Origin of the sequence: Trinickia caryophylli, assembly GCF_034424545.1 — a bacterium.
Lineage (GTDB): Bacteria > Pseudomonadota > Gammaproteobacteria > Burkholderiales > Burkholderiaceae > Trinickia > Trinickia caryophylli.
In genome coordinates this window covers 1,766,665-1,785,619 of record NZ_CP139971.1, presented here as the reverse complement: position 1 = coordinate 1,785,619, position 18,955 = coordinate 1,766,665, and the positions used below count along the sequence as shown (strand labels likewise).

The 18,955-nt window shown below is 63.7% G+C and carries 18 protein-coding genes; 12 read left to right on the top strand and 6 right to left on the bottom strand.

Annotation, left to right across the window (positions count from 1 at the left end):
* Window positions 1-100: 100 nt before the first annotated feature.
* The 4 genes from leuD to U0034_RS27025 all read right to left on the bottom strand — a co-directional run bounded on the left by leuD (window position 101) and on the right by U0034_RS27025 (window position 3,532).
* Window positions 101-751: a 3-isopropylmalate dehydratase small subunit gene (gene leuD / locus U0034_RS27040; protein ID WP_085227616.1), complete on the bottom strand. Its 651-nt coding sequence runs from the start codon at window positions 749-751 to the stop codon at window positions 101-103.
* A 6-nt stretch (window positions 752-757) separates the two neighbouring features.
* Window positions 758-904, bottom strand: coding sequence for an entericidin A/B family lipoprotein (locus tag U0034_RS27035; RefSeq protein WP_085227617.1), 147 nt, complete (start codon window positions 902-904; stop codon window positions 758-760).
* Window positions 905-917: 13 nt separating this feature from the next.
* Window positions 918-2,327, bottom strand: coding sequence for a 3-isopropylmalate dehydratase large subunit (leuC, locus tag U0034_RS27030; RefSeq protein ID WP_085227618.1), 1,410 nt, complete (start codon window positions 2,325-2,327; stop codon window positions 918-920).
* Window positions 2,328-2,833: 506 nt separating this feature from the next.
* Window positions 2,834-3,532, bottom strand: coding sequence for an NUDIX hydrolase (locus U0034_RS27025; RefSeq protein ID WP_085227619.1), 699 nt, complete (start codon window positions 3,530-3,532; stop codon window positions 2,834-2,836).
* 122 nt (window positions 3,533-3,654) lie between these two features.
* On the opposite strand from U0034_RS27025, the gene prs reads away from it, so the two are divergent.
* Entirely contained in the window at window positions 3,655-4,509 is an 855-nt protein-coding gene (prs, locus tag U0034_RS27020; protein WP_085227620.1) for a ribose-phosphate diphosphokinase, read from the top strand.
* A 32-nt stretch (window positions 4,510-4,541) separates the two neighbouring features.
* Complete coding sequence (locus tag U0034_RS27015) at window positions 4,542-6,305, top strand: nicotinate phosphoribosyltransferase (protein ID WP_085227621.1); 1,764 nt, start codon at window positions 4,542-4,544, stop codon at window positions 6,303-6,305.
* 1 nt (window position 6,306) lies between these two features.
* On the opposite strand, the gene U0034_RS27010 is transcribed toward U0034_RS27015, so the two are convergent.
* The gene (locus U0034_RS27010; RefSeq protein WP_085227622.1) at window positions 6,307-7,356 is read right to left on the bottom strand and encodes a M48 family metallopeptidase; all 1,050 of its coding nucleotides are present in this window, start codon (window positions 7,354-7,356) and stop codon (window positions 6,307-6,309) included.
* Entirely contained in the window at window positions 7,353-8,459 is a 1,107-nt protein-coding gene (locus tag U0034_RS27005; protein ID WP_085227623.1) for a YjgN family protein, read from the bottom strand. Before U0034_RS27005 ends, U0034_RS27010 begins: the two co-directional genes overlap by 4 nt.
* Window positions 8,460-8,678: 219 nt before the next feature.
* Between U0034_RS27005 and U0034_RS27000 the strand changes: the two genes are divergently transcribed.
* The 10 genes from U0034_RS27000 (at window position 8,679) to U0034_RS26955 (ending at window position 18,941) form a co-directional block, all read left to right on the top strand.
* Window positions 8,679-9,839 carry an ATP-grasp domain-containing protein gene (locus tag U0034_RS27000; protein WP_085227624.1) on the top strand — a complete coding sequence of 387 codons (1,161 nt, stop codon included), beginning with the start codon at window positions 8,679-8,681 and terminating at the stop codon, window positions 9,837-9,839.
* Complete coding sequence (locus U0034_RS26995) at window positions 9,836-10,951, top strand: GNAT family N-acetyltransferase (RefSeq protein WP_085227625.1); 1,116 nt, start codon at window positions 9,836-9,838, stop codon at window positions 10,949-10,951. The genes U0034_RS27000 and U0034_RS26995 overlap by 4 nt, the downstream gene beginning before the upstream one ends.
* Complete coding sequence (locus U0034_RS26990; RefSeq protein WP_085227626.1) at window positions 10,948-11,976, top strand: Rieske 2Fe-2S domain-containing protein; 1,029 nt, start codon at window positions 10,948-10,950, stop codon at window positions 11,974-11,976. Before U0034_RS26995 ends, U0034_RS26990 begins: the two co-directional genes overlap by 4 nt.
* A gap of 290 nt (window positions 11,977-12,266) precedes the next feature.
* On the top strand, window positions 12,267-12,953 hold the full coding sequence (locus U0034_RS26985) for an N-acetylmuramoyl-L-alanine amidase family protein (RefSeq protein WP_085227627.1): 687 nt from the start codon (window positions 12,267-12,269) through the stop codon (window positions 12,951-12,953).
* Window positions 12,954-13,013: 60 nt separating this feature from the next.
* Window positions 13,014-13,391, top strand: a complete 378-nt coding sequence (locus U0034_RS26980) for a lysozyme inhibitor LprI family protein (RefSeq protein WP_085227628.1) — start codon at window positions 13,014-13,016, stop codon at window positions 13,389-13,391.
* Between the two features lie 366 nt (window positions 13,392-13,757).
* Window positions 13,758-14,864, top strand: coding sequence for a fatty acid desaturase family protein (locus U0034_RS26975; protein WP_233211991.1), 1,107 nt, complete (start codon window positions 13,758-13,760; stop codon window positions 14,862-14,864).
* Window positions 14,857-15,861 carry a 3-oxoacyl-[acyl-carrier-protein] synthase III C-terminal domain-containing protein gene (locus U0034_RS26970; protein ID WP_085227630.1) on the top strand — a complete coding sequence of 335 codons (1,005 nt, stop codon included), beginning with the start codon at window positions 14,857-14,859 and terminating at the stop codon, window positions 15,859-15,861. The genes U0034_RS26975 and U0034_RS26970 overlap by 8 nt, the downstream gene beginning before the upstream one ends.
* Window positions 15,858-16,871: an NAD-dependent epimerase/dehydratase family protein gene (locus U0034_RS26965; RefSeq protein WP_085227631.1), complete on the top strand. Its 1,014-nt coding sequence runs from the start codon at window positions 15,858-15,860 to the stop codon at window positions 16,869-16,871. Before U0034_RS26970 ends, U0034_RS26965 begins: the two co-directional genes overlap by 4 nt.
* Entirely contained in the window at window positions 16,849-17,655 is an 807-nt protein-coding gene (locus U0034_RS26960; RefSeq protein WP_085227632.1) for an MBL fold metallo-hydrolase, read from the top strand. The genes U0034_RS26965 and U0034_RS26960 overlap by 23 nt, the downstream gene beginning before the upstream one ends.
* Complete coding sequence (locus U0034_RS26955) at window positions 17,652-18,941, top strand: F390 synthetase-related protein (protein WP_085227633.1); 1,290 nt, start codon at window positions 17,652-17,654, stop codon at window positions 18,939-18,941. Before U0034_RS26960 ends, U0034_RS26955 begins: the two co-directional genes overlap by 4 nt.
* The last annotated feature ends 14 nt before the right edge of the window (window positions 18,942-18,955 follow it).

Here is an 18,955-nt window from a genome sequence, read left to right as displayed (position 1 = left end):
CTTCGTTGTTGCGTGAGTTCGAGTTCGCGCGGATGCGCGTGATTTGACCACGATGCGTGCGCCCGGGCCCGCATCGCAGCGGGCGCCGGGCATGCCGAAATCAGCGCACGAGCCGATGGCCGAGCCACGGCTGCTTCGCCATGCGCTCGGCTTCGAACGCGCGAATCTTGTCTGCGTGGCGCAGCGTGAGACCGATGTCGTCGAGGCCGTTCAGCAGGCAGTACTTGCGGAAGGTGTCGACCTCGAACGGGTACTCGCGGCCGTCGGGCGTGCGCACGAGTTGCGCGGCAAGATCGATCGTCAACTGAAAACCCGCGAACGCATAGGTTTCGTTGAAGAGGTGATCGACCTGCTGCTCGGTCAGCACGATCGGCAGCAAGCCGTTCTTGAAGCAGTTGTTGAAGAAGATGTCGGCGAAGCTCGGCGCGATGATCGCGCGAAAACCATACTGCTGCAGCGCCCAGGGGGCATGCTCACGGGAGCTGCCGCAGCCGAAGTTCTTGCGCGAGAGAAGGACCGAGGCACCCTGATAGCGCGGCTGATTCAGCACGAAATCCGGGTTCAGCGGGCGGCGCGAATTGTCCTGGCCGGGTTCGCCATGGTCCAGGTAGCGCCACTCGTCGAAGAGGTTGGGCCCGAAGCCCGTGCGCTTGATCGACTTCAGGAATTGCTTGGGGATGATCGCGTCGGTATCGACGTTCTCGCGGTCCAGAGGCGCAACGAGCCCCGTGTGTACGACGAATTTGTCCATGTTCCGTTACTCCGCAGCTTTCTTGATGGCGTGACCCGCGTCGCTCATGTCCTGGCCGAAGCCGGCGACGGTGTTGCATGCTGCAAGGCCGGCGATCGCGCCGGCCAGTGCCGCCCAGGCGGCGGCGCGGCACCAAAACTTCAATGCGCTCATGACGTCGCTCCGCTCACGCCAGCTTGCGAATATCGACGAAGTGGCCTTCGATGGCGGCGGCGGCGGCCATCGCGGGGCTCACGAGATGCGTGCGACCGCCGGTGCCCTGACGGCCCTCGAAGTTGCGGTTCGATGTGGAAGCACAACGCTCGCCCGGCTCGAGCCGGTCCGCGTTCATCGCGAGGCACATCGAGCAGCCCGGTTCGCGCCACTCGAAGCCTGCCTCGAGAAACACCTTGTCGAGCCCTTCGCGTTCGGCCTGCGCCTTCACGAGGCCCGAGCCCGGCACGACCATCGCCAGACGGATGTTCGGCGCGACACGGCGGCCGAGCCGCTGCACGACGTAGGCGGCGGCGCGCAGATCTTCGATGCGCGCGTTGGTGCACGAGCCGATAAACACCTTGTCGAGCTTGATCGCCTCGATCGGGAGATTCGGATCGAGCGCCATGTACTGCAGCGCGCGCTCCATCGCGTCGCGCTTGACCGGGTCTTTCTCGCGCTCGGGATCGGGCACGCGGCTATCGACGGCCGTCACCATTTCCGGCGAGGTGCCCCAGGTGACCTGGGGCACGATCTGCGCCGCGTCGAGTTCGACCACGCGGTCGAAATGCGCGCCGGCATCCGACGTGAATGTGCGCCAGTATTCGACGGCGTGATCCCACTCCACGCCCTGCGGCGAGAACGGGCGGTCCTTCAGGTATTGGATCGTCGTGTCGTCCACAGCCACCATGCCGGCGCGCGCACCGGCCTCGATCGCCATGTTGCAGACGGTCATGCGGCCTTCCATCGACAGCGCGCGAATGGTCGAGCCGCCGAACTCGATGGCGTAGCCCGTGCCGCCGGCCGTGCCGATCTTGCCGATGATCGCGAGCACGATGTCCTTCGCCGTACAGCCGCGCGGCAACGCACCCTCGACCTTCACGAGCATGTTCTTGCTCTTTTTCTGCAGCAGCGTTTGCGTGGCCAGCACGTGCTCGACTTCCGAGGTGCCGATGCCGTGCGCGAGCGCACCGAACGCGCCGTGCGTGGAGGTATGCGAATCGCCGCAGACGATCGTCATGCCCGGCAGCGTCGCGCCCTGCTCCGGCCCGACGATGTGCACGATGCCCTGGCGGACGTCGTTCATCTTGAACTGGGTGATGCCGTACGCGTCGCAGTTCGAATCGAGCGTATCGACCTGCAGTTTCGAAACTGGGTCCGCAATGCCGTGGCTGCGGTCGGTTGTCGGTACGTTGTGGTCCGAGACCGCCAGGTTCGCGCTGATACGCCAGACCGGGCGCTCGTGCAGCTTCAGCCCCTCGAAGGCTTGCGGGCTCGTGACTTCATGCAGCAACTGACGGTCGATGTAAAGCAGCGTGGTGCCGTCTTCTTCCATGTGGACGACGTGCGAGTCCCACAACTTGTCGTAAAGAGTCTTTGGCATGGTATGCGGGGTAATAGTGACCACGGACAATCCCGGTTCGGTCGATTATGCCACGACGAACGGGGGGCGGCACTCCCCGCGAGCGAAAAAAGCGATAAAAAACAGTGGGTTGGGTGGTAGTGTCGGTACCCGGATAGCGGCCATGGCCGCCAGCGCCAAAACGGGCTGCGCGGCACCGACCGGCTCAATTCCCCCCGACATCGTCGAGCGTGCCGCGCGACGCTTCCGCCGCGATTGCCGTGCGCACACCATCCACCGTGAACGTCTGCTCACCGCCGTCCCCGGCCCCAGGCTTGCGCATCCATATTTGCGCAGACAAGCCCTCTTGGCCATATCCGCCGGCCGCCGCCTCGCACCCGGCTCCGTATCAGTACCCGCCGTACCCGCCGTATCCGCATAGCCTCCACCTTGACCGGTGAACCGATGCCTGGCGAACTCGCTCATCATGTGCACTTCCTCTCCCGGAACGGCCACTCGACCACCTTGAAAACCGCTTATCGAGCCCGCTACCAGCTCGCGCGCCGAAACAGACCCAACTGATCGACGCGAAAGAGGCGGGCGGGCCGCTGCTTACCCATCTGCCACTCGTCAGTCGCGATCAGAACGCCCGCATCGTCAACGGCCTCGCCCGGCTGCACGTCGCCAACCCGGATTCCGAGGCGCGACCGGAACGTGGCACGCGATACGGCTTCCCCGAACACGGCCTCATAGGTGTGCTGCAGCTGCGTCAACGTAAACTTCGCCGGCAACAGCCAGCACGGCAACGTCGAATAGCTCGACTTGTTTCGCACTCTGTCCGCCGCGGCGCGCACCTGGTCGCCATGATCGAAAGCAAGGTTGGGGAGATCGTCCACCGGGTAGAACCTGAATATCCCCGCACCTGCCGCACTCAACTCCTCCGCGGGCACCAGCGCCACATAACTGATCGCGATCGACCATCCGCGAGGGTCGCGCTTCGGGCCGCCAAACGTCCGCAACTGCTCGATGTAGCGTGGAGCCAGCCCCGTCTTCTCGCTCAGCATGCGTTGCACCGCATCGTCCAGGGAGCTGTCTTCGTCGGTATGGATATAGCCGCCCGGCAAGGCAAGCGCACCTTTGAACGGCGCCTTGTCGCGCTGATGAAGGGCCGCATGCAGCCTGCCCGTCGCGAGCGTCAGCAAGACCACGTCGACGCTGACATCGGGCTTCTCGTACGCCTTAGCCATCCCTTCCTCCTTTCCATCGGAACATCGCAAAAAAATTCTACCCCACTTAGTTGCACATTTCCACTAAGTCACGCTATACTTCGCTCAACTTAGTAGACATTCACAACTATATAGAGCTCGCCATGATCAGCGTCGCAGCCGTAGTGAAGTCGCCCACTCCTTTCGAATCGCGCCGGATCGACCGTCATCCGATTGCGATGAAGAGCCTCCGGTTTCCGGGCGGCGAAACACACGTCACGCTCGCCGTGGATGTCCCGGCGGACGAACTCGAGGTCACGGCGCATTTGCCGAATGCCGAAGCCGTAATGACGCTGCTGATGGCAACCGACGCACTGCGTCGCGCCTATCCGGGCCTGCCGATCGACCTTCATCTGCCCTACGTTCCGTATGCGCGTCAGGATCGCGTCGCCAATCCGGGAGAGGCGCTGAGCGCCAAGGTGTTCTGCGACCTCGTCAACGCACAGGCCTACCGTCGTGTCGTGATCCAGGACCCGCACAGCGACGTGGTACCGGCGCTGCTCGATCGCGTCGTCATCGAGGATCCGCTGCCGGCGTTGCGCCGCGCTGCCGAGTCGATCGCCGAGCGCACAGGCGGCAAGGCATTCGCGCTCGTCGCACCGGATGCCGGCGCACGCAAGCGCGTGATGAAACTGGCGCAGGCGCTGGGTACCCCCGTGGTGTTCGCCGACAAAGTGCGGGACACGCACACCGGCACCATTACGGGCACCGAGATCCACGGCGAGCTTCCCGGCTGCCCGCTGCTCGTGGCGGACGATATCTGCGACGGCGGGCGGACGTTCACCGAACTGGCCGCCGCCTTGTCGGCGAAACAGCATGGCAGCGCCATGAACCAACCGCTTTTTCTCTACGTGACACACGGCATTTTCAGCAAGGGGCTCGACGTGCTTCTCGACCACTATGCAGCCGTATTCACGCGCAACAACTGGACCGACGATGCACGCGCCGTGCTCGTCTGACTTGCTTTTACCCTGCCCCATCGGAGAAGAACATGAACGGCATGATCCCCTTCAATCTCGCCGACTTCTACAAGACCGGCCACCCGTCGATGTATCCGCAGGAAACGACGAAGCTCGTCGCCAATTTCACGCCGCGTTCGGCAAAATACGCACCGGTGCTGCCGCAGCTCTTCGACAACAAGGTCGTATGGTTCGGCCTGCAGGGCTTCCTGAAAGAGTACTTTCTCGGCGTTTTCCAGCGCGAGTTCTTCGATGCGCCGAAGGCTGAGGCGCTGCGCAAATACAAGCGCCGCATGGACACCGCGCTTGGGCCTGACGCCGTACCCACGGAACGCCTCGCGGCACTGCACGATCTTGGCTATCTGCCGCTCGAAATCCGCTCGTTGCCCGAAGGTTCGCGCGTGAACATCAAGGTCCCGCCGATCGTCTTCATCAACACGCATCCGGATTTCCCGTGGGTCTCCACCTACTTCGAGACGCTTTTCAGCTGCGAAAGCTGGAAGCCCTCCACGGTGGCCACCATTGCGTTCGAGTTCCGCAAGCTGCTGACGTACTTCGCGAAGCTGACCGGCGCGCCCGAGGCGTTCATCGACTGGCAGGGGCACGACTTTTCGATGCGCGGCATGAGCGGCGTGCACGACGCCATGCGTTGCGGCGTGGGCCACCTGCTTTCGTTCACCGGCACCGATACGATCCCGGCCATCGACTACGCGGAGGACTACTACGGCGCCAATGCCGACACCGAATTGGTGGGCGGCTCGATCCCCGCCTCGGAACACAGCGTGATGACGCTCAGGATTCTGTTCACGCTGAAGCGGCTCGCCACCGGCGAGGCGGACTCGATCCTGACGCCCGCCTCCATCGACCGTCTGCCGGCAGAGGAAGCCGCGCGTCAGATCGAACGCCTCACCCGCGAGCTGGCCGAGGCCGGATACGAAGAAAAGGGCTTGCGCCGCGTGGCCGAGCGCGAAGTGATTCGCGAGTTCGTGACCGTCGACTATCCCGCCGGCATGGTGTCCCTCGTAAGCGACTCGTTCGATTACTGGAACGTCATTACCGTCATTGCAAAGGAATTGAAGGCCTCGATTCTGGCACGCGAGCCGAACGCGTTCGGGCAATGTCGCGTGGTGTTCCGTCCCGATTCGGGCAACCCTGTGCGCATCCTGGCGGGCTATCGCGACGACGAACTCGCGCGCGCAGCGGATGGCGCGTTCGAGACCGTGGACGGCAAGTACGTGGTCGCGGCGAACGGCCTGCACGTCACGGAGGCCGAACGCAAAGGCTCGGTCCAGTGCCTCTGGGACATCTACGGCGGCACACTGACGGACAAGGGCTACAAGATGCTCGACGACAAAGTCGGGCTGATCTACGGCGACTCCATCTCGCTCACGCGGGCCTGGGAAATCATGACCCGTCTGGCCGAAAAGGGATTCGCCTCCAGCAATGTCGTATTCGGCATCGGCTCCTACACCTACAACATGCTGTCGCGCGATACGTTCGGCTGGGCCATGAAGGCGATCTATGCCGAAGTGGGCGACGAGCAAGTCGATATCTACAAGGATCCCGCCACCGACGACGGGACGAAGAAATCGGCGCGCGGCCTGCTGCGCGTCGAACGTGAAGGAAACGACTACGTCCTGCACGAGCAGCAAACGCTCGCTGAATTCGAGCGCGGCGAACTGCAGCCGGTCTTTCGCAACGGCGAATTGCTCGTGACGGCCTCGCTCGCCGAGATCCGCAGCCGCCTGAAGGCTTCGTGGACCTGCCCCGAGCCGGGTACGATCGCGCTGTCGTGAGCTAATGCGCCGGGCGGCCGGACGCGCCGCCCGGCGATTTACACATGGCCCGCACCGCACGCCATTGCGCCTCGGTCAGTGCATCGGCACCATTCGGCGTACCGGCGCTCCAGGCCGCCCGCTCTTTCGTCCGCGGATGGTCGGAGAGGAAATCCGGCACGCCGGTCTGACCTTCGCGCGCTTGCAAACGCCGGAAGAAAACCGCCAGCCCATCGCTGCGCAGGCCGGCTGCGTGAAGGTATTCGGCGGCATGCATGTCGGCGGTACGCTCCGTGTCGCGACTATAGGAGAGCGACGCGAGGTTGCCCGCCATCGAGGACAGATTGCCGAACCCGATGTCGAGCCCGAAGAGCGCCGCCATCATTCGAATGCCGTAGCGGCGAACCATTTCATTGACCGGATCGCGGCTCGCGATATGGGCCGTTTCATGAGCCATGACACCGGCGAGTTCATTGGCGCTCTGTGCCTGATCGATGAGACCCTTCATGACGACGATGCGGCTGCCGGGTAATGCCAGCGCGTTGACCAGCGAATCGTCGAGCACGACTATCTGTACCGGCTCGGGAATCCGCGCAGCGTGCGCGAGCCGGCTTTCGAGCCGATCGAGTGCCCGTTGGCCCTCGGCGCCCGAGCAAACAGGGCCCAGCTCCGTGAGCGCCGCGAGCGTCATTGCGCCCAGTTGGTTCTGGACGCTTCCCGGGACGAGCACTGCGCCGAGCCCCGGCGCGCGGATGACGGCCACTATCACGGCGAACGCGGCAACGGTCAGGGCAAGCCATGCCATGGGCCGATATGAACGGCGCTCATGCTTGAGCAGCCCTGACGGCAGTGCCGTGCGATGGACGAGCACACGCCCCGCCCCTCCTGTGCACCACAACGACACCACGCCGTCCGGATCCGGTTGACTGGCGCGGACTTGGTCGAGGGGCCATCGGGTGCGCTCCCCGGCGGCATCCTCGATTGCAAGATCCGCTTGCTCCCAGCGCAGCGTGACCGGATGTTCGGCACCGCTTCGCCCATCGAAGTAACGGGCCGCCGCGGTCGGGTTCACAGCACCGCGCCGCCGTGATCGAGCAGATCCAGCATGCCTTCGCCGCTGCGTGGCGCCCGTCCCGCATTCTGGAGTATCGTTGCGGGATCGATCTCGCCCTGCACGGTCAGCGTGGCGGCGGTATAGCGCAGCGAGCGCTGCAGTGCGATCGGATAGCCGAAGCCGAGCGTGACCGCAACGATCGCAAGATTGCCGAGCATCAATCCGAGCAGCCCCTTCGCCGTCACACCGCTGCCGAAGCGCAAATGCGTGCCGAGCGTGGTGTTGCCGACGATGTGGCGAACGACGTGCGCCAGATAAGAACAACTGATCAACCAGATGCCGACGATCAGCACGGCGTAAAGCGCAAACATCTCCAGCATGTGCTGCACGACTGCCGGATCCTGACCGCCGCTCATGCGGGCTGTGGCGATCGCCACGAGAATCGGCCTCAGAAACAACGCGACCATCCCTGCAATCAAAAGCACGATGCCGAGGAACGTCAGCACGAATACGCCGTAAAGCCGGCCCGCCTTGCCCTTGAAGCTGAAAGGCTCGCTGCCGAAGCTGCTGGCGTTGATGCGCCGCTCGGCCAGCCGCACCGTTACCCAAGGCCACAGTTGATACAGCGTAACGAGGCACAACAGGCCGTAGAGCAATACTCTGGCGCCATAACCGAACGCCGAGCCGCTCATTCCGCCACGAATGCCACGCCAGAGCGTGCGGCTCAGGCGATATCGCTGCGCACTGAAATAGGCCCCCGCGGCCAGCACGGCTATCGCCAGATAAAGTGCGATGATCGGCAAGGCACCGAGCACCTTGTTGCCGGATATGCGCGTGAGCGCCACGCTCAGCACCATCGCCACCACGATCGCACCGATCAATGTCGCGAATGCGATCAGAAAGCCCTTGAAGAGTTCGCCGCCCGTTCCCGTGTATTCGAACCGCTCCCCCTGGAAACGCATGTGCGACCACACGTAGCGGCGCATGTTCGTTCTGGCCCAGAAACGGTAGATCCCCACAGTAACGAGGCTGAGCAGTAGGTTCTTCAGGAATATTCCATACAGCTCGCGAGTCTTGCCGTCATAGACGAGCAATGTCTTGACATTTGTTGTTGTTTCCATTGGCTTGTTCTCTTGTGTTGAATTTTTTAGTCAGCGCTTCATGGGTTGGTGGCAAACCCGGCGAATCTCGAGGATCGGGCACATTATCGCACCGTTGAATGCGGCACTCGCATGCGGGCCTGTCGGATAAGTTTGACAACCGTTGAATTTCATTCAAACTCGCGCATTTAAGGAAGGAGGCACCGCTTGCAACTCGCGGGCGGGCGAAAAAAACCGACTATGAAGCGTAACGCCCTGATTCTCGGCGCACGGGCGCCCGCTGCCCTCGATCATGCCCGTCGCTTCGCGCACCAAGGCTGGAATGTTGCAATTGCCGACAGTATCCCCTGCCTGATCAGCGGTGCCTCGCACGCTGTCGGCACAGCATTGCGCATCGCATCGCCGCGCCATGCACCTGCGCAATTCGTCGCCGATTTGAGCCGTGCCTGTGTCGACCTCGCAATCGATCTGATCGTGCCGACCTGCGAGGAGGTGTTCTTCGTTTCCCGGTATCGCCATTTGCTGCCGCGTGAAGTCCGCGTTCTCGCCGATGGCTTCGACAAGCTGCGCGACATCCATAGCAAATGGTGCTTTCTTTCGCTGGCGCGGGACTGCGGTGCCCATGTGCCTGAATCGGCACTCGTCGGATCGATCGAGCAAGCTCGGCAATGGGCCGGTACGAAGCCGATCGTCCTGAAGCCGGAGTTCTCCCGGTTCGGCGTTCATGTACGCCTGTACCGGGACGGCATTCCGCACGATGCGCCCGCGCTCGCCCCCCTCGGCAATTGGGTCGCGCAAGCATATGTGCAAGGAATCGAGTTCTGCTCCTACAGCGTGGCGGACAAGGGGCGCCTCGTCGCGCACAGTCTCTATCGACCGTCCTGGCGAATGCACAGGAGTTCCAGCTTTTACTTCGAGCCGGCCAGCATCGACGCGGTCCGAGAATTCGTCACGCGTTTCGCACGCAGGATCGACTTCACCGGGCAGTTGTCTTTCGACTGGATTCAGCACCCCACCGGCGAAGTAAGTGTGCTCGAATGCAACCCGCGCGCAACGAGCGGATGTCATCTCTTTTCGCTCGACGATCCACTGCCTGCCGCGCTCGAAGGAACGCTCGGCGTATGCGTCGAGCCCGTCTCTCCGTCGCCGAGAATGGTCGGCGCCGTGATGCTGAGTGCCGGCTTGATCGATGCCGTCAGACGGCGTGACGTGCGACGCTGGATGCGCGACTACCGCCGCGCAACCGACGTGATCGCCGTGGCCGGGGACCGACGGCCGCTCGGCGGTGCGGTGCTCGACCTGGCATCCTACGCACGGCTTGCACTGGCGCAGCGCTGCAATATGCGCGAAGCGGCCACCCAGGATATCGAATGGGACGGCCAGGCGTTGCCCGACTTATGAGCGATTGCATCTACGTTCCAAGCGACTGCTTCGCCGCACAGGCGGGCAGATTTGCAGCGCTGCACGTCGATGCACCCACTCGCGGCTACGTCGGCAATATCGACGTAAAGGTCGACATGGTCGATCTGGGAGGCTTGCGATTTCCCGCGACGATCAACGAAGCCGGCGGCGAAAACGCATGGGTTTGCTCGCCGCTGACGACTTACAGCCGCTATGCACTCGAGGAAACACGGCGCGTCGTACCGCCCGCCGTCGCACGGCCGCTGACGGCCATCCTCGGCGTGGCGGATCGCTGGCTGCGCGATGCCGGGCTCGACCAAGCCGTCTCGGTCAATAACTGGCTGCTCAGTACCAATCTGTATCCCTCGCCGGACGGCATCGATTTCCGCGCCGCGGCCGATGCCCTCACGGCACGCTGGCCCGGGCATGCGATCTGGTTCCGGTCGCTCAACTTCGCGCAGCACGCCGGTTGGCTGCATTCGCTGCATGCGGCGGGATTCGAACTGATTCCGACGCGGCAGGTGTATCTATTCCCCGATGTAGCCCGCAGCGCGGCCGAACACCAGAACTTGCGACGCGATCTGAAACTGCTGCACGCCACGAACCTGCAACAAGTGGACGGCAGCATGTTCGGCGATGCCGACTTCGATGCCTGTGCAACGCTTTATGGTCAACTCTATCTGGACAAATACTCGCGACTCAATCCGAGCTATACAGCGGCTTTCCTGCGGGATTGGCATCGTGCCGGGCTGCTCGATCTCAGCGGTTTTCGCGATGCCTCTGGACGACTATGCGCGGTGATCGGCACCTTCGCGCAGGGGCCGCTGATCACCGCGCCGATCGTCGGATACGACACCGCGTTGCCACAATCGGCGGGGCTTTATCGCCTTGTGATGGCGCATGTGCTGGCGTACACGCAAGAGCGTTCCGGCACCCTGAATCTGAGTGCGGGCGCGGCGCACTTCAAGCGCTTGCGAGGCGGCGAGCCCGCGATCGAATACAGCGCGGTGCTGTCTGACCACCTTCCCGCACGCACGCGCAGAGCGCTCCGCTTGCTGCGGACACTGACAACCCGGCTCGGCGTGCCCGTCATGCAGCGATTCAAACTATGAACACATGGAAACCGTCGCTCGCCGGTAGCTGGTTCGTCGTTGCACGATCGACGCAACTCGGCCGCAAGCCGCTTGCCGTCACGCTGCTCGATCGGCCGCTCGTCATAGCAAGAACAGCTTGCGGCGAGCCGTTCGCGCTCGACGATTGCTGTGCGCACCGCCACGTTCCGCTATCCACGGGCCGCGTCACCGAGCACGGCCTGCAATGCCCCTACCATGGCTGGACGTTCTCGCCCGACGGTCGATGCGTTCACGTCCCGGGATTGATGCCCGATGCCTGCCAGCCACTCGCGAGAGTGGGCTCAGCGAGTGCGATGGAGCACGACGGGCTGGTCTGGATCCGGCTCGACGGCGCGGGCAATGCCGGTACGGCCGCATTGCCCGAATTCGTGCGGCGCCTGCCGGCACGCGCGCGGCGTTTCGAATGGCAAGGTATCTGGAACGCTCGCGCCATCGACGCGCTCGAGAATTTCCTCGATGCGCAGCATACGCATTTCGTCCACACGGGCCTCGTGCGGGATGGGCACCGTCGCCAGCCGGTCGACGTCACGGTGGTTCGCTCCGCCGGCGCGCTGCGGGTCGATTACGCCGGCCAACAGGCACAAAGCGGCTGGCTGTACCGGCTCTTCGAATCGCCGCGCGAGCTCGAGCGGGCGCAGTTTGACGCTTCGGCGGCCGGCACCGCGCAACTCGAGTATCGATACCGCGACGGCAGTGCGCTCTATTTCACGCTGCATTTCAGCCCAATGAGCGAAGCGGTTACGCGCGTACACGGTACGTTGCACGTCGAAAACCGCTGGGCCCCGCGATGGGCGGTCAGGGCATTCGCGTGGCCGCTGCTGCGGCGCGTGTTGAAGCAGGATCAGGCGATCGTCGAGGCACAGGCGTGGAATCGGCGGCGATGCCGGCGCGGCGAAGGCGTCTCGACCGAACTCGATGTCGTCAGACCTGCACTCGATGCGGCTTGGTCCCACGCGGGTTCCGGCGTGGCGGATTGCGTTCGAACGATCCGCGTATTGCTCTAAGAGCGACGGTAACAGCGGCTTTCGCGACTCGCGCGACTCGCCCGCCACGGCGAAGCGAAAGCGAAAAAAGCGAACGGCGGCGGTAGCCACGGGCAGCAATATCAAAACATGGCTTTACGCCGGCACCTCATCGGCTAGAATGCGTCTGCCGCGAGTCGGTGGATAGCGTCTGCTTGCCCGATACAAAGCAGACCGAAGCCACCCTCGACTCTTCCGGCGGGATAGAAAAACCGTATGCCGCAGGCCGTGCCGGCACCCTAACGAATTCCAATTCACGCTCGACTTTCACGATGCGCCGATCCTGTCTGTCTGGTCTTGTCTTCCTCGCTTTCAGCCTGCTTTCTGTCACGACATGCCGTGCGGCGTGGGTGGTCGTCGACGCCGGGCATACGCCGTCGCACCCCGGTGCGACAGGCGCGAGCGGCCGTGTCGAGCATCTTTACAACCTCGATCTCAGCAAAGCCGTGGCGAACGATCTCCAGGCAGGCGGCTATCGTGTGACCCGCACGGGAGCCGACGGCTATGAGATCTCGCTCACCGAGCGTCCCAACGCCGCGCCCAAGGCCGATTTCTTTATCTCGATCCACCATGATTCCATTCAACAGGCGTGGATCGACGCCGGACGGCGCAGGGAATTCAAGGGCTATGCGATATTCGTTTCCGAACTCAACCCGCATTACGAGCAAAGCCTCGCCTGTGCCAAGGCGATCGGCGAGCGCTTGCGCGCCGCGGGGGAAACGCCGTCGCTCTACCATGCCACGCCCATCAAGGGCGAGAACCGTCCGTTGATCGACCGTCGCCTCGGCATTCACCGTTTCGACGACCTCGTCGTACTCAAAACCGCGCCTATGCCAGCCGTACTCGTCGAGGCAGGTGTCATCGCGAATCCCGACGAAGAACCGCGGCTCGCGGACGCGGCTGTGCAGGGCAGGCTGGCCGATGCCATCTCCAGAGGAGTGATGGATTGCCATCCATGAAGCGCCGAGATTTTTTGCTGTGTGCTCTATGACGTATTGATCCAAATAAAAGGAAAATCCATGAAGAAACTCGCCGTCATCCTGAGTGTTGCCTTCCTTCCCATCGCCGCGCACGCGGCCGGCTGCGCCAAGCCGCGCAATGCATTCGATCAGGTTTATTGCGCGAGCAACCTCTTTTCTCAGGCCGATCGCGACCTCAACCAGCAGTATTCGCGCTTGCGTACACACTTGAACCCGACGCAGCAGGCCGCCCTGAAGAGCGGGCAACTCGGTTGGCTCAAGCAACGCGACGCGCAATGCAGCGAAGAGAAGGACACCGGCTACTTCGTCAATCTCGAGTGCGCCGTGAACATGACGCAGCAACGCATGGCGTTTTTGCAGGAACGCGAACGGGAGTGCACCAGCACTGGGTGCGTCGACGCCAAACTGGGCCAGTAATACTGGCGCAGCCTGCCGGAGCGACGTGCCCATGCACCGCTCCGGCGGCTTTCATGCCGAGTCACTGCCCGCCGCGGTGACTTACCGCTCCGCTCATTCCCGATTGAGATCGATAGCCACTCGCGCGATCCGGCTATACGCCGGCGCCGGCTCGAATATCGGGATAAACCTTCGCCATCTGCATTGCCGTGCTGCAAATTGACAATGTAGAAAAAATCAATGATTATGCGGCTCCCTCATCGTTAAACTTATTTTCGAGATTAACAATCGTTGATGTTCCTCCGCCACATAATGCTGTTCCGTTCGAGGTGACACTGAATGCCACCCGAGCTTCGAGCCGATTGCAGTAATTCGGAGAGCGGCCGATTGGGACGAGGACCACGCACGTACCCGCAATTCCGCGCCGCGCACCACTCGGGGTTTTCCGAAGAACTTCGCGCCGCGGGCCGCGAATACCTCGCCGGTCATGGCGATTACCGCTATGGCAACGTGGCGACGGTGCTCAAGGCGGTCGCACTCGCGGCTGCGTCGGGCGGCTTGTTCTACGCTTCGCTGCAGTGCGCAAACGCGATGACGTTCGTCTGCCTGTACGTCGCAGCCGTCGTCGCGGCGGTCATGCTCTCGGTCAATACGCTGCACGATGCCTCCCATGGCGCGCTTTTCCGGTCTGCGGCACTCAACGCGATAACGATGCGCATCGTCAGCCTGCCGCTTGGCTTCGAGCCCGTCTATTGGCAGGCGCGGCATGTCCGTTATCACCACCCTCATGCAAATATCGAGCATCACGATCTCGATACGGCCGCTAATCGTTTCTTGCGCCAGACGCCGTTTCAGCAGTGGTATCCGCAATTCCGCTTCCAGCATCTTTACTGGCCGCTGATCGCGGGGCTGTCGATGTCGTACATCGGCTGGGTCTACGACTGGTCGGACCGGCTCGGCACAACACCGCTGGCTTCGGATCGCCTTTTGCCCGGGGTGCGCGGATGGACCCTGTTCGTGGCGTCGAAGCTCTTTCACCTCGGCGCCTTCCTGATCTTTCCTTTGGCCACGCTCGGCCCCGACATAGGCCATGGCGCCGTCGTCGCAGCTTATGTGCTGGGCCAGATCGTGGCATCTTGCGTCTTGCTGACCTTGATTCTCGGCACGCATTGGGCCGATACCCATTTCTACGACGTGAGCGACGGCAACCCTTTGCCGCATACGCGCGACGAGCATGCATTCCTGACCTGCTGCGACTGGTCGCCCGGTTGGCGCTTCGCGAGCCATTGGCTTGGCGGGCTGAATCATCATCTGACTCATCACCTCTTTCCGTCGTACAGCCATCGTCACTATGCGGCACTCGCAGAGATCGTCGAGCACCTTGCCGCGCGCCATGGTTTGCCCTATCGCTGCCTGCGCTATGGCGAATTGCTCCGAGCACAGCAGCGCTTCCTGAAATCGATGGGCGCGAGGCCCGATCATCCGCATGCATAACGCAGCGCCACCCGCCATCCTTCCGCTTGCGATCATCGGATCGGGGAAGGCCCTCCCCGAACGCAAGGTGACGTCGGCCGAACTCGACATTGCTTTACGCAAATCCGCGGGCTCGGTACAAAAGCGCTCCGGTATCGTCCATCGATATCATGCGACGCATGAAGAGACGCAATCGTCCCTGGCCGCGCGTGCGCTGCTCGACGCGCTCTCGCGAGCCGGCGTCGAGCGCGAATCGATCGATCTGGTGCTTTCGGCGTCGGGCGTCCAGGAACAAGCGCTCCCGGCCACCGCCTGCCACATCCTCGACCAGGCAGGCATCGGCGGCGGCGTGCCGGGGTTCGACGTCAACGCGAGCTGCCTCAGTTTTCCCGTCGCGCTGCACGTCGCGGCGGGGTTACTGAATACGTCGGCGTACCGGCGAATCGCCGTCGTTGCATCGGATCTCGCGTCGCGCGGCATCGACTGGGACAGCGCCGAAGCGTCCCTGATCTTCGGCGACGGCGCGGCAGCCGTGATCGTCGAACGTGGCGACGGTCAACGCGGCATCGAAAGCTACGCGCTCAGAACGTACCCCGAAGGCAAGGCATTCTGCGAAATCCGGGCCGGCGGCACACGCCGTAATCCGCGAGTCGGCGTGGATCCGTCCGACTTTCTTTTTCATATGGACGGCAAGCGCGTATTCAAGTTGGCGGCGAGCGTCATCGACGGTCTGCTCGCCGAGCTGCTCGAGGAGGCGGGCGTCTCGCTCGGCGACGTGGACACGATCGTCCCCCACCAGGCGAGCCACCTCGGCATGCGTCATATGGCGGAGCGGCTGCGCGTGCCGTCGGAGCGAATCGTCGATATCTATGCCACGCATGGCAATCAGGTTGCCGCATCCATTCCGACCGCCTTGCACGAGGCGCTCACGACCGGCCGTGCGCGGGCAGGACAGCGTCTGATGATGATCGGGACGGCGGCCGGCCTGACCGTTGGGGGCATGATTCTCAAGCTATGAAAACGCTCGTGACCGGCGCGACCAGCGGCCTCGGCCGGAACGCGGCCGCATTTCTTGCCTCCCGCGGCACGCCTGCGCGGTTGACCGGGCGCAATCGCTGTGTGGGCGATGCGCTCGCGGCGCAAGGGTACGATTTCGTCCCCGCCGACTTGTCCACGGCCACCGAAAGCGAAATCGAGCGCCTTTTGGCCGATGTCGATACGGTCTGGCACTGTGCGGCGCTGTCCTCGCCGTGGGGGAAGTTCGCGGATTTCCATGCCGCGAACGTCGCCGCCACGGCCGCGCTCGCCCGCGCGGCGGCTCAGCACGGCGTGCGCCGCTTCATCCACATCTCCACGCCATCGCTCTACTTCGACTACCAGCACCGGCTCGGCGTAAAGGAGACATTTCGCCCTCGGCAATTCGTCAATCATTACGCGCGCACCAAGGCGCAGGCAGAAGATGCGATTCTCGAGATCGCCGCCCGCCACCGCGATACGACCTTCGCGTTGCTCCGGCCGCGCGGCATCTTCGGGCCGCATGACCGCGTGCTGCTGCCGCGCATCCTGCGACTGCTCCGCGAGCGCGGGGGCCGGCTGCCGCTGCCGCGTGGGGGCGCCGCTCTGCTCGACCTTACTTACGTGGACAACGTCGTGCATGCGATGCAGCTCGCAACGACGGTTGACGGCTTCAAATCGGGCGAAGCCTTCAACGTGACGAACGGCGAGCCGACCACGCTGCGCGCGATGCTCGACGCCCTTCTCTCCCGCTTGGACGTTCGGTACACGATTGCCTCGCTGCCGTATCCCCTGCTCGACGTCGCCGCGCGCGCGATGCAGGCATGGTCGGCCCACAGCGGCCGCGAGCCCGCACTCACGCGCTATAGCGTCGCCGCCTTGCATTTCGATATGACGCTCGACATCGACAAAGCCAGCCGCATGCTCGGCTACCGGCCCGTCGTCTCCCTCGCTCGAGGGATCGAATCAACCGTGCATTGGGTGCGATCGCATGGCGACGATTACGGTCTTTGAAGCGGGGTACTGCACGCACATGGCGTGCATGGCGCTCAGGGGCGCGGGAACGGCCACGTGTCGCTTTCCCGCGCGCGCCTATCTGATCGAAACCGCGCGCAACCGCTGGCTATGGGACACCGGCTACGCCTCGCACTTCATCGACAGCACGCGCAGCGGCCTGTTCGCCTGGTACCGCCGGTTGACGCCCGTCCACTTCGATCCCGCAACGGCCGTCGCACAGCAATTGCGCCAACGCGGCATACGGGAAGAGGACCTGACGGCCGTCATTCTGTCGCACTTTCACGGCGACCATATCGCGGGCCTGCGCGATTTCCGGCGCGTGCCGACCTGGCTGTCCGGGCAGGGCTGGGCCACCACCCGTTCGCTGCGGGGATTCGGCGCACTGCGCAAAGGGTTCGTGCCGGCGCTCATTCCTTCTGATTTCGAAGCTTCGGTCACCGCGATCGAAACGTTCGAAGAAGTCGAACTGCCTGCCGAGCTCGAGCCGTTCACGCGGGCGTACGCCGCACCCGGCTCGGGCGGCGAACTGCTGCTCGTCGAGCTGCCCGGCCATGCCGCCGGGCACCTTGGCGCGTTTGTCGAAACCGGCGACGGATGGGTGCTGCTCGCCTCCGATGCGGCGTGGTCGCCCACGAGCTACCGGGAACAAATCGGCCCGTCCCGGCTTGCCCATCTGATCATGGACGACGCCGGCCGCTACTACGACACGCTCCACAAGCTCCACTTGCTGCACAAGAAGGGCGGCGTTCGCATCTGCCTCACGCACGAGGGCGCGCTATGACGCGCCTCGCCACGACGCTGTGGACGTACTGGAAGACCCGGCGCATGGCCTTCGAGAGCCGGGCGGCACTCGAACGTCATCAAGCGCGCCGCCTGCGTACGTTCATCGAAAAGAGGCTCGTCCACAGCCCCTACTTCTCGCCGTTCGTCGGCAAGCCGCTGCATGCATGGCCGATCATGACGAAGTCGCTGATGATGGAGAAGTTCGACACCATCAACACCGCGCGCTTGCGCCTCGACGACGTCCTCGCCTGCGCGCTCGACGCCGAGCGATCGCGCGACTTCTCGCCGACGGTCGGCGGCTTCAGCGTGGGTCTGTCCTCGGGGACTTCGGGCTCGCGCGGTGTTTTCGTGGTAAGCCCCACTGAACAGGCGATCTGGGCCGGCGTCATGCTCGCTCGATTGCTGCCGCGCGGGTTGTTTGCCGGCGAACGCGTCGCATTGTTTCTACGCGCGAACAACAACCTCTATACGTCGGTCCGTAGTCCCTGGATATCGTTCGAATTCTTCGATCTGCTCGAACCTCTGGACGGGCAACTCGCGCGTCTCGAACGGTATGCGCCCACCATCGTCGTCGGGCCCGCGCAGGTATTGGGCGCGCTTGCCGCGTACCGCGTCGCCGGCCGCGTGGCCATCGCGCCCGGAAAGGTCATCTCGGGTGCCGAAGTGCTCGATCCCTCCGACCGCACGCTCCTCGCACAGGCATTCGGGACGGTCGGCGAGGTTTACCAGGCCACGGAGGGGTTCCTCGGCGCGACGTGCGCTCACGGAACGCTGCATCTGAACGAGGCACATGTCCATGTCGAGCCCCACTGGCTCGACGCGCATCGGTTCGTGCCGATCATCACCGATTTCACGCGCTACACGCAGCCGATCGTCCGTTACCGCCTCGACGACATTCTCGTGAAGCGCGCCAGCCCTTGCCCGTGCGGCAGCCACGAAATGGCGCTCGAGCGGATCGAGGGACGCTCCGACGACTTGCTGAAGCTGCCGGGGCACGAGGGGCAGCGCATCGATCTTTTCGCCGATGGGCTGTCGCGCGCGCTTGCTCAGGTTCTGCCGCTTACCGCGGACTACCGCCTCATTCAGACCGGCGCAATGCAACTGGCGCTCTATGTCGATGCGCCGCCCGACCGACTCGCTGCTTACCGGGAACACCTCGACATGTACCTCGCGCATCAGGGCGTCGCGACTTCGCTGCTGGAATGGTCGCTGCACGCGGGGCTGCCGCCGGCCGATTTCAGCATCAAACGCCGGCGCATCATCCGGCGTGCGGGGGCATCGTGATGCAGGTGCGTTTG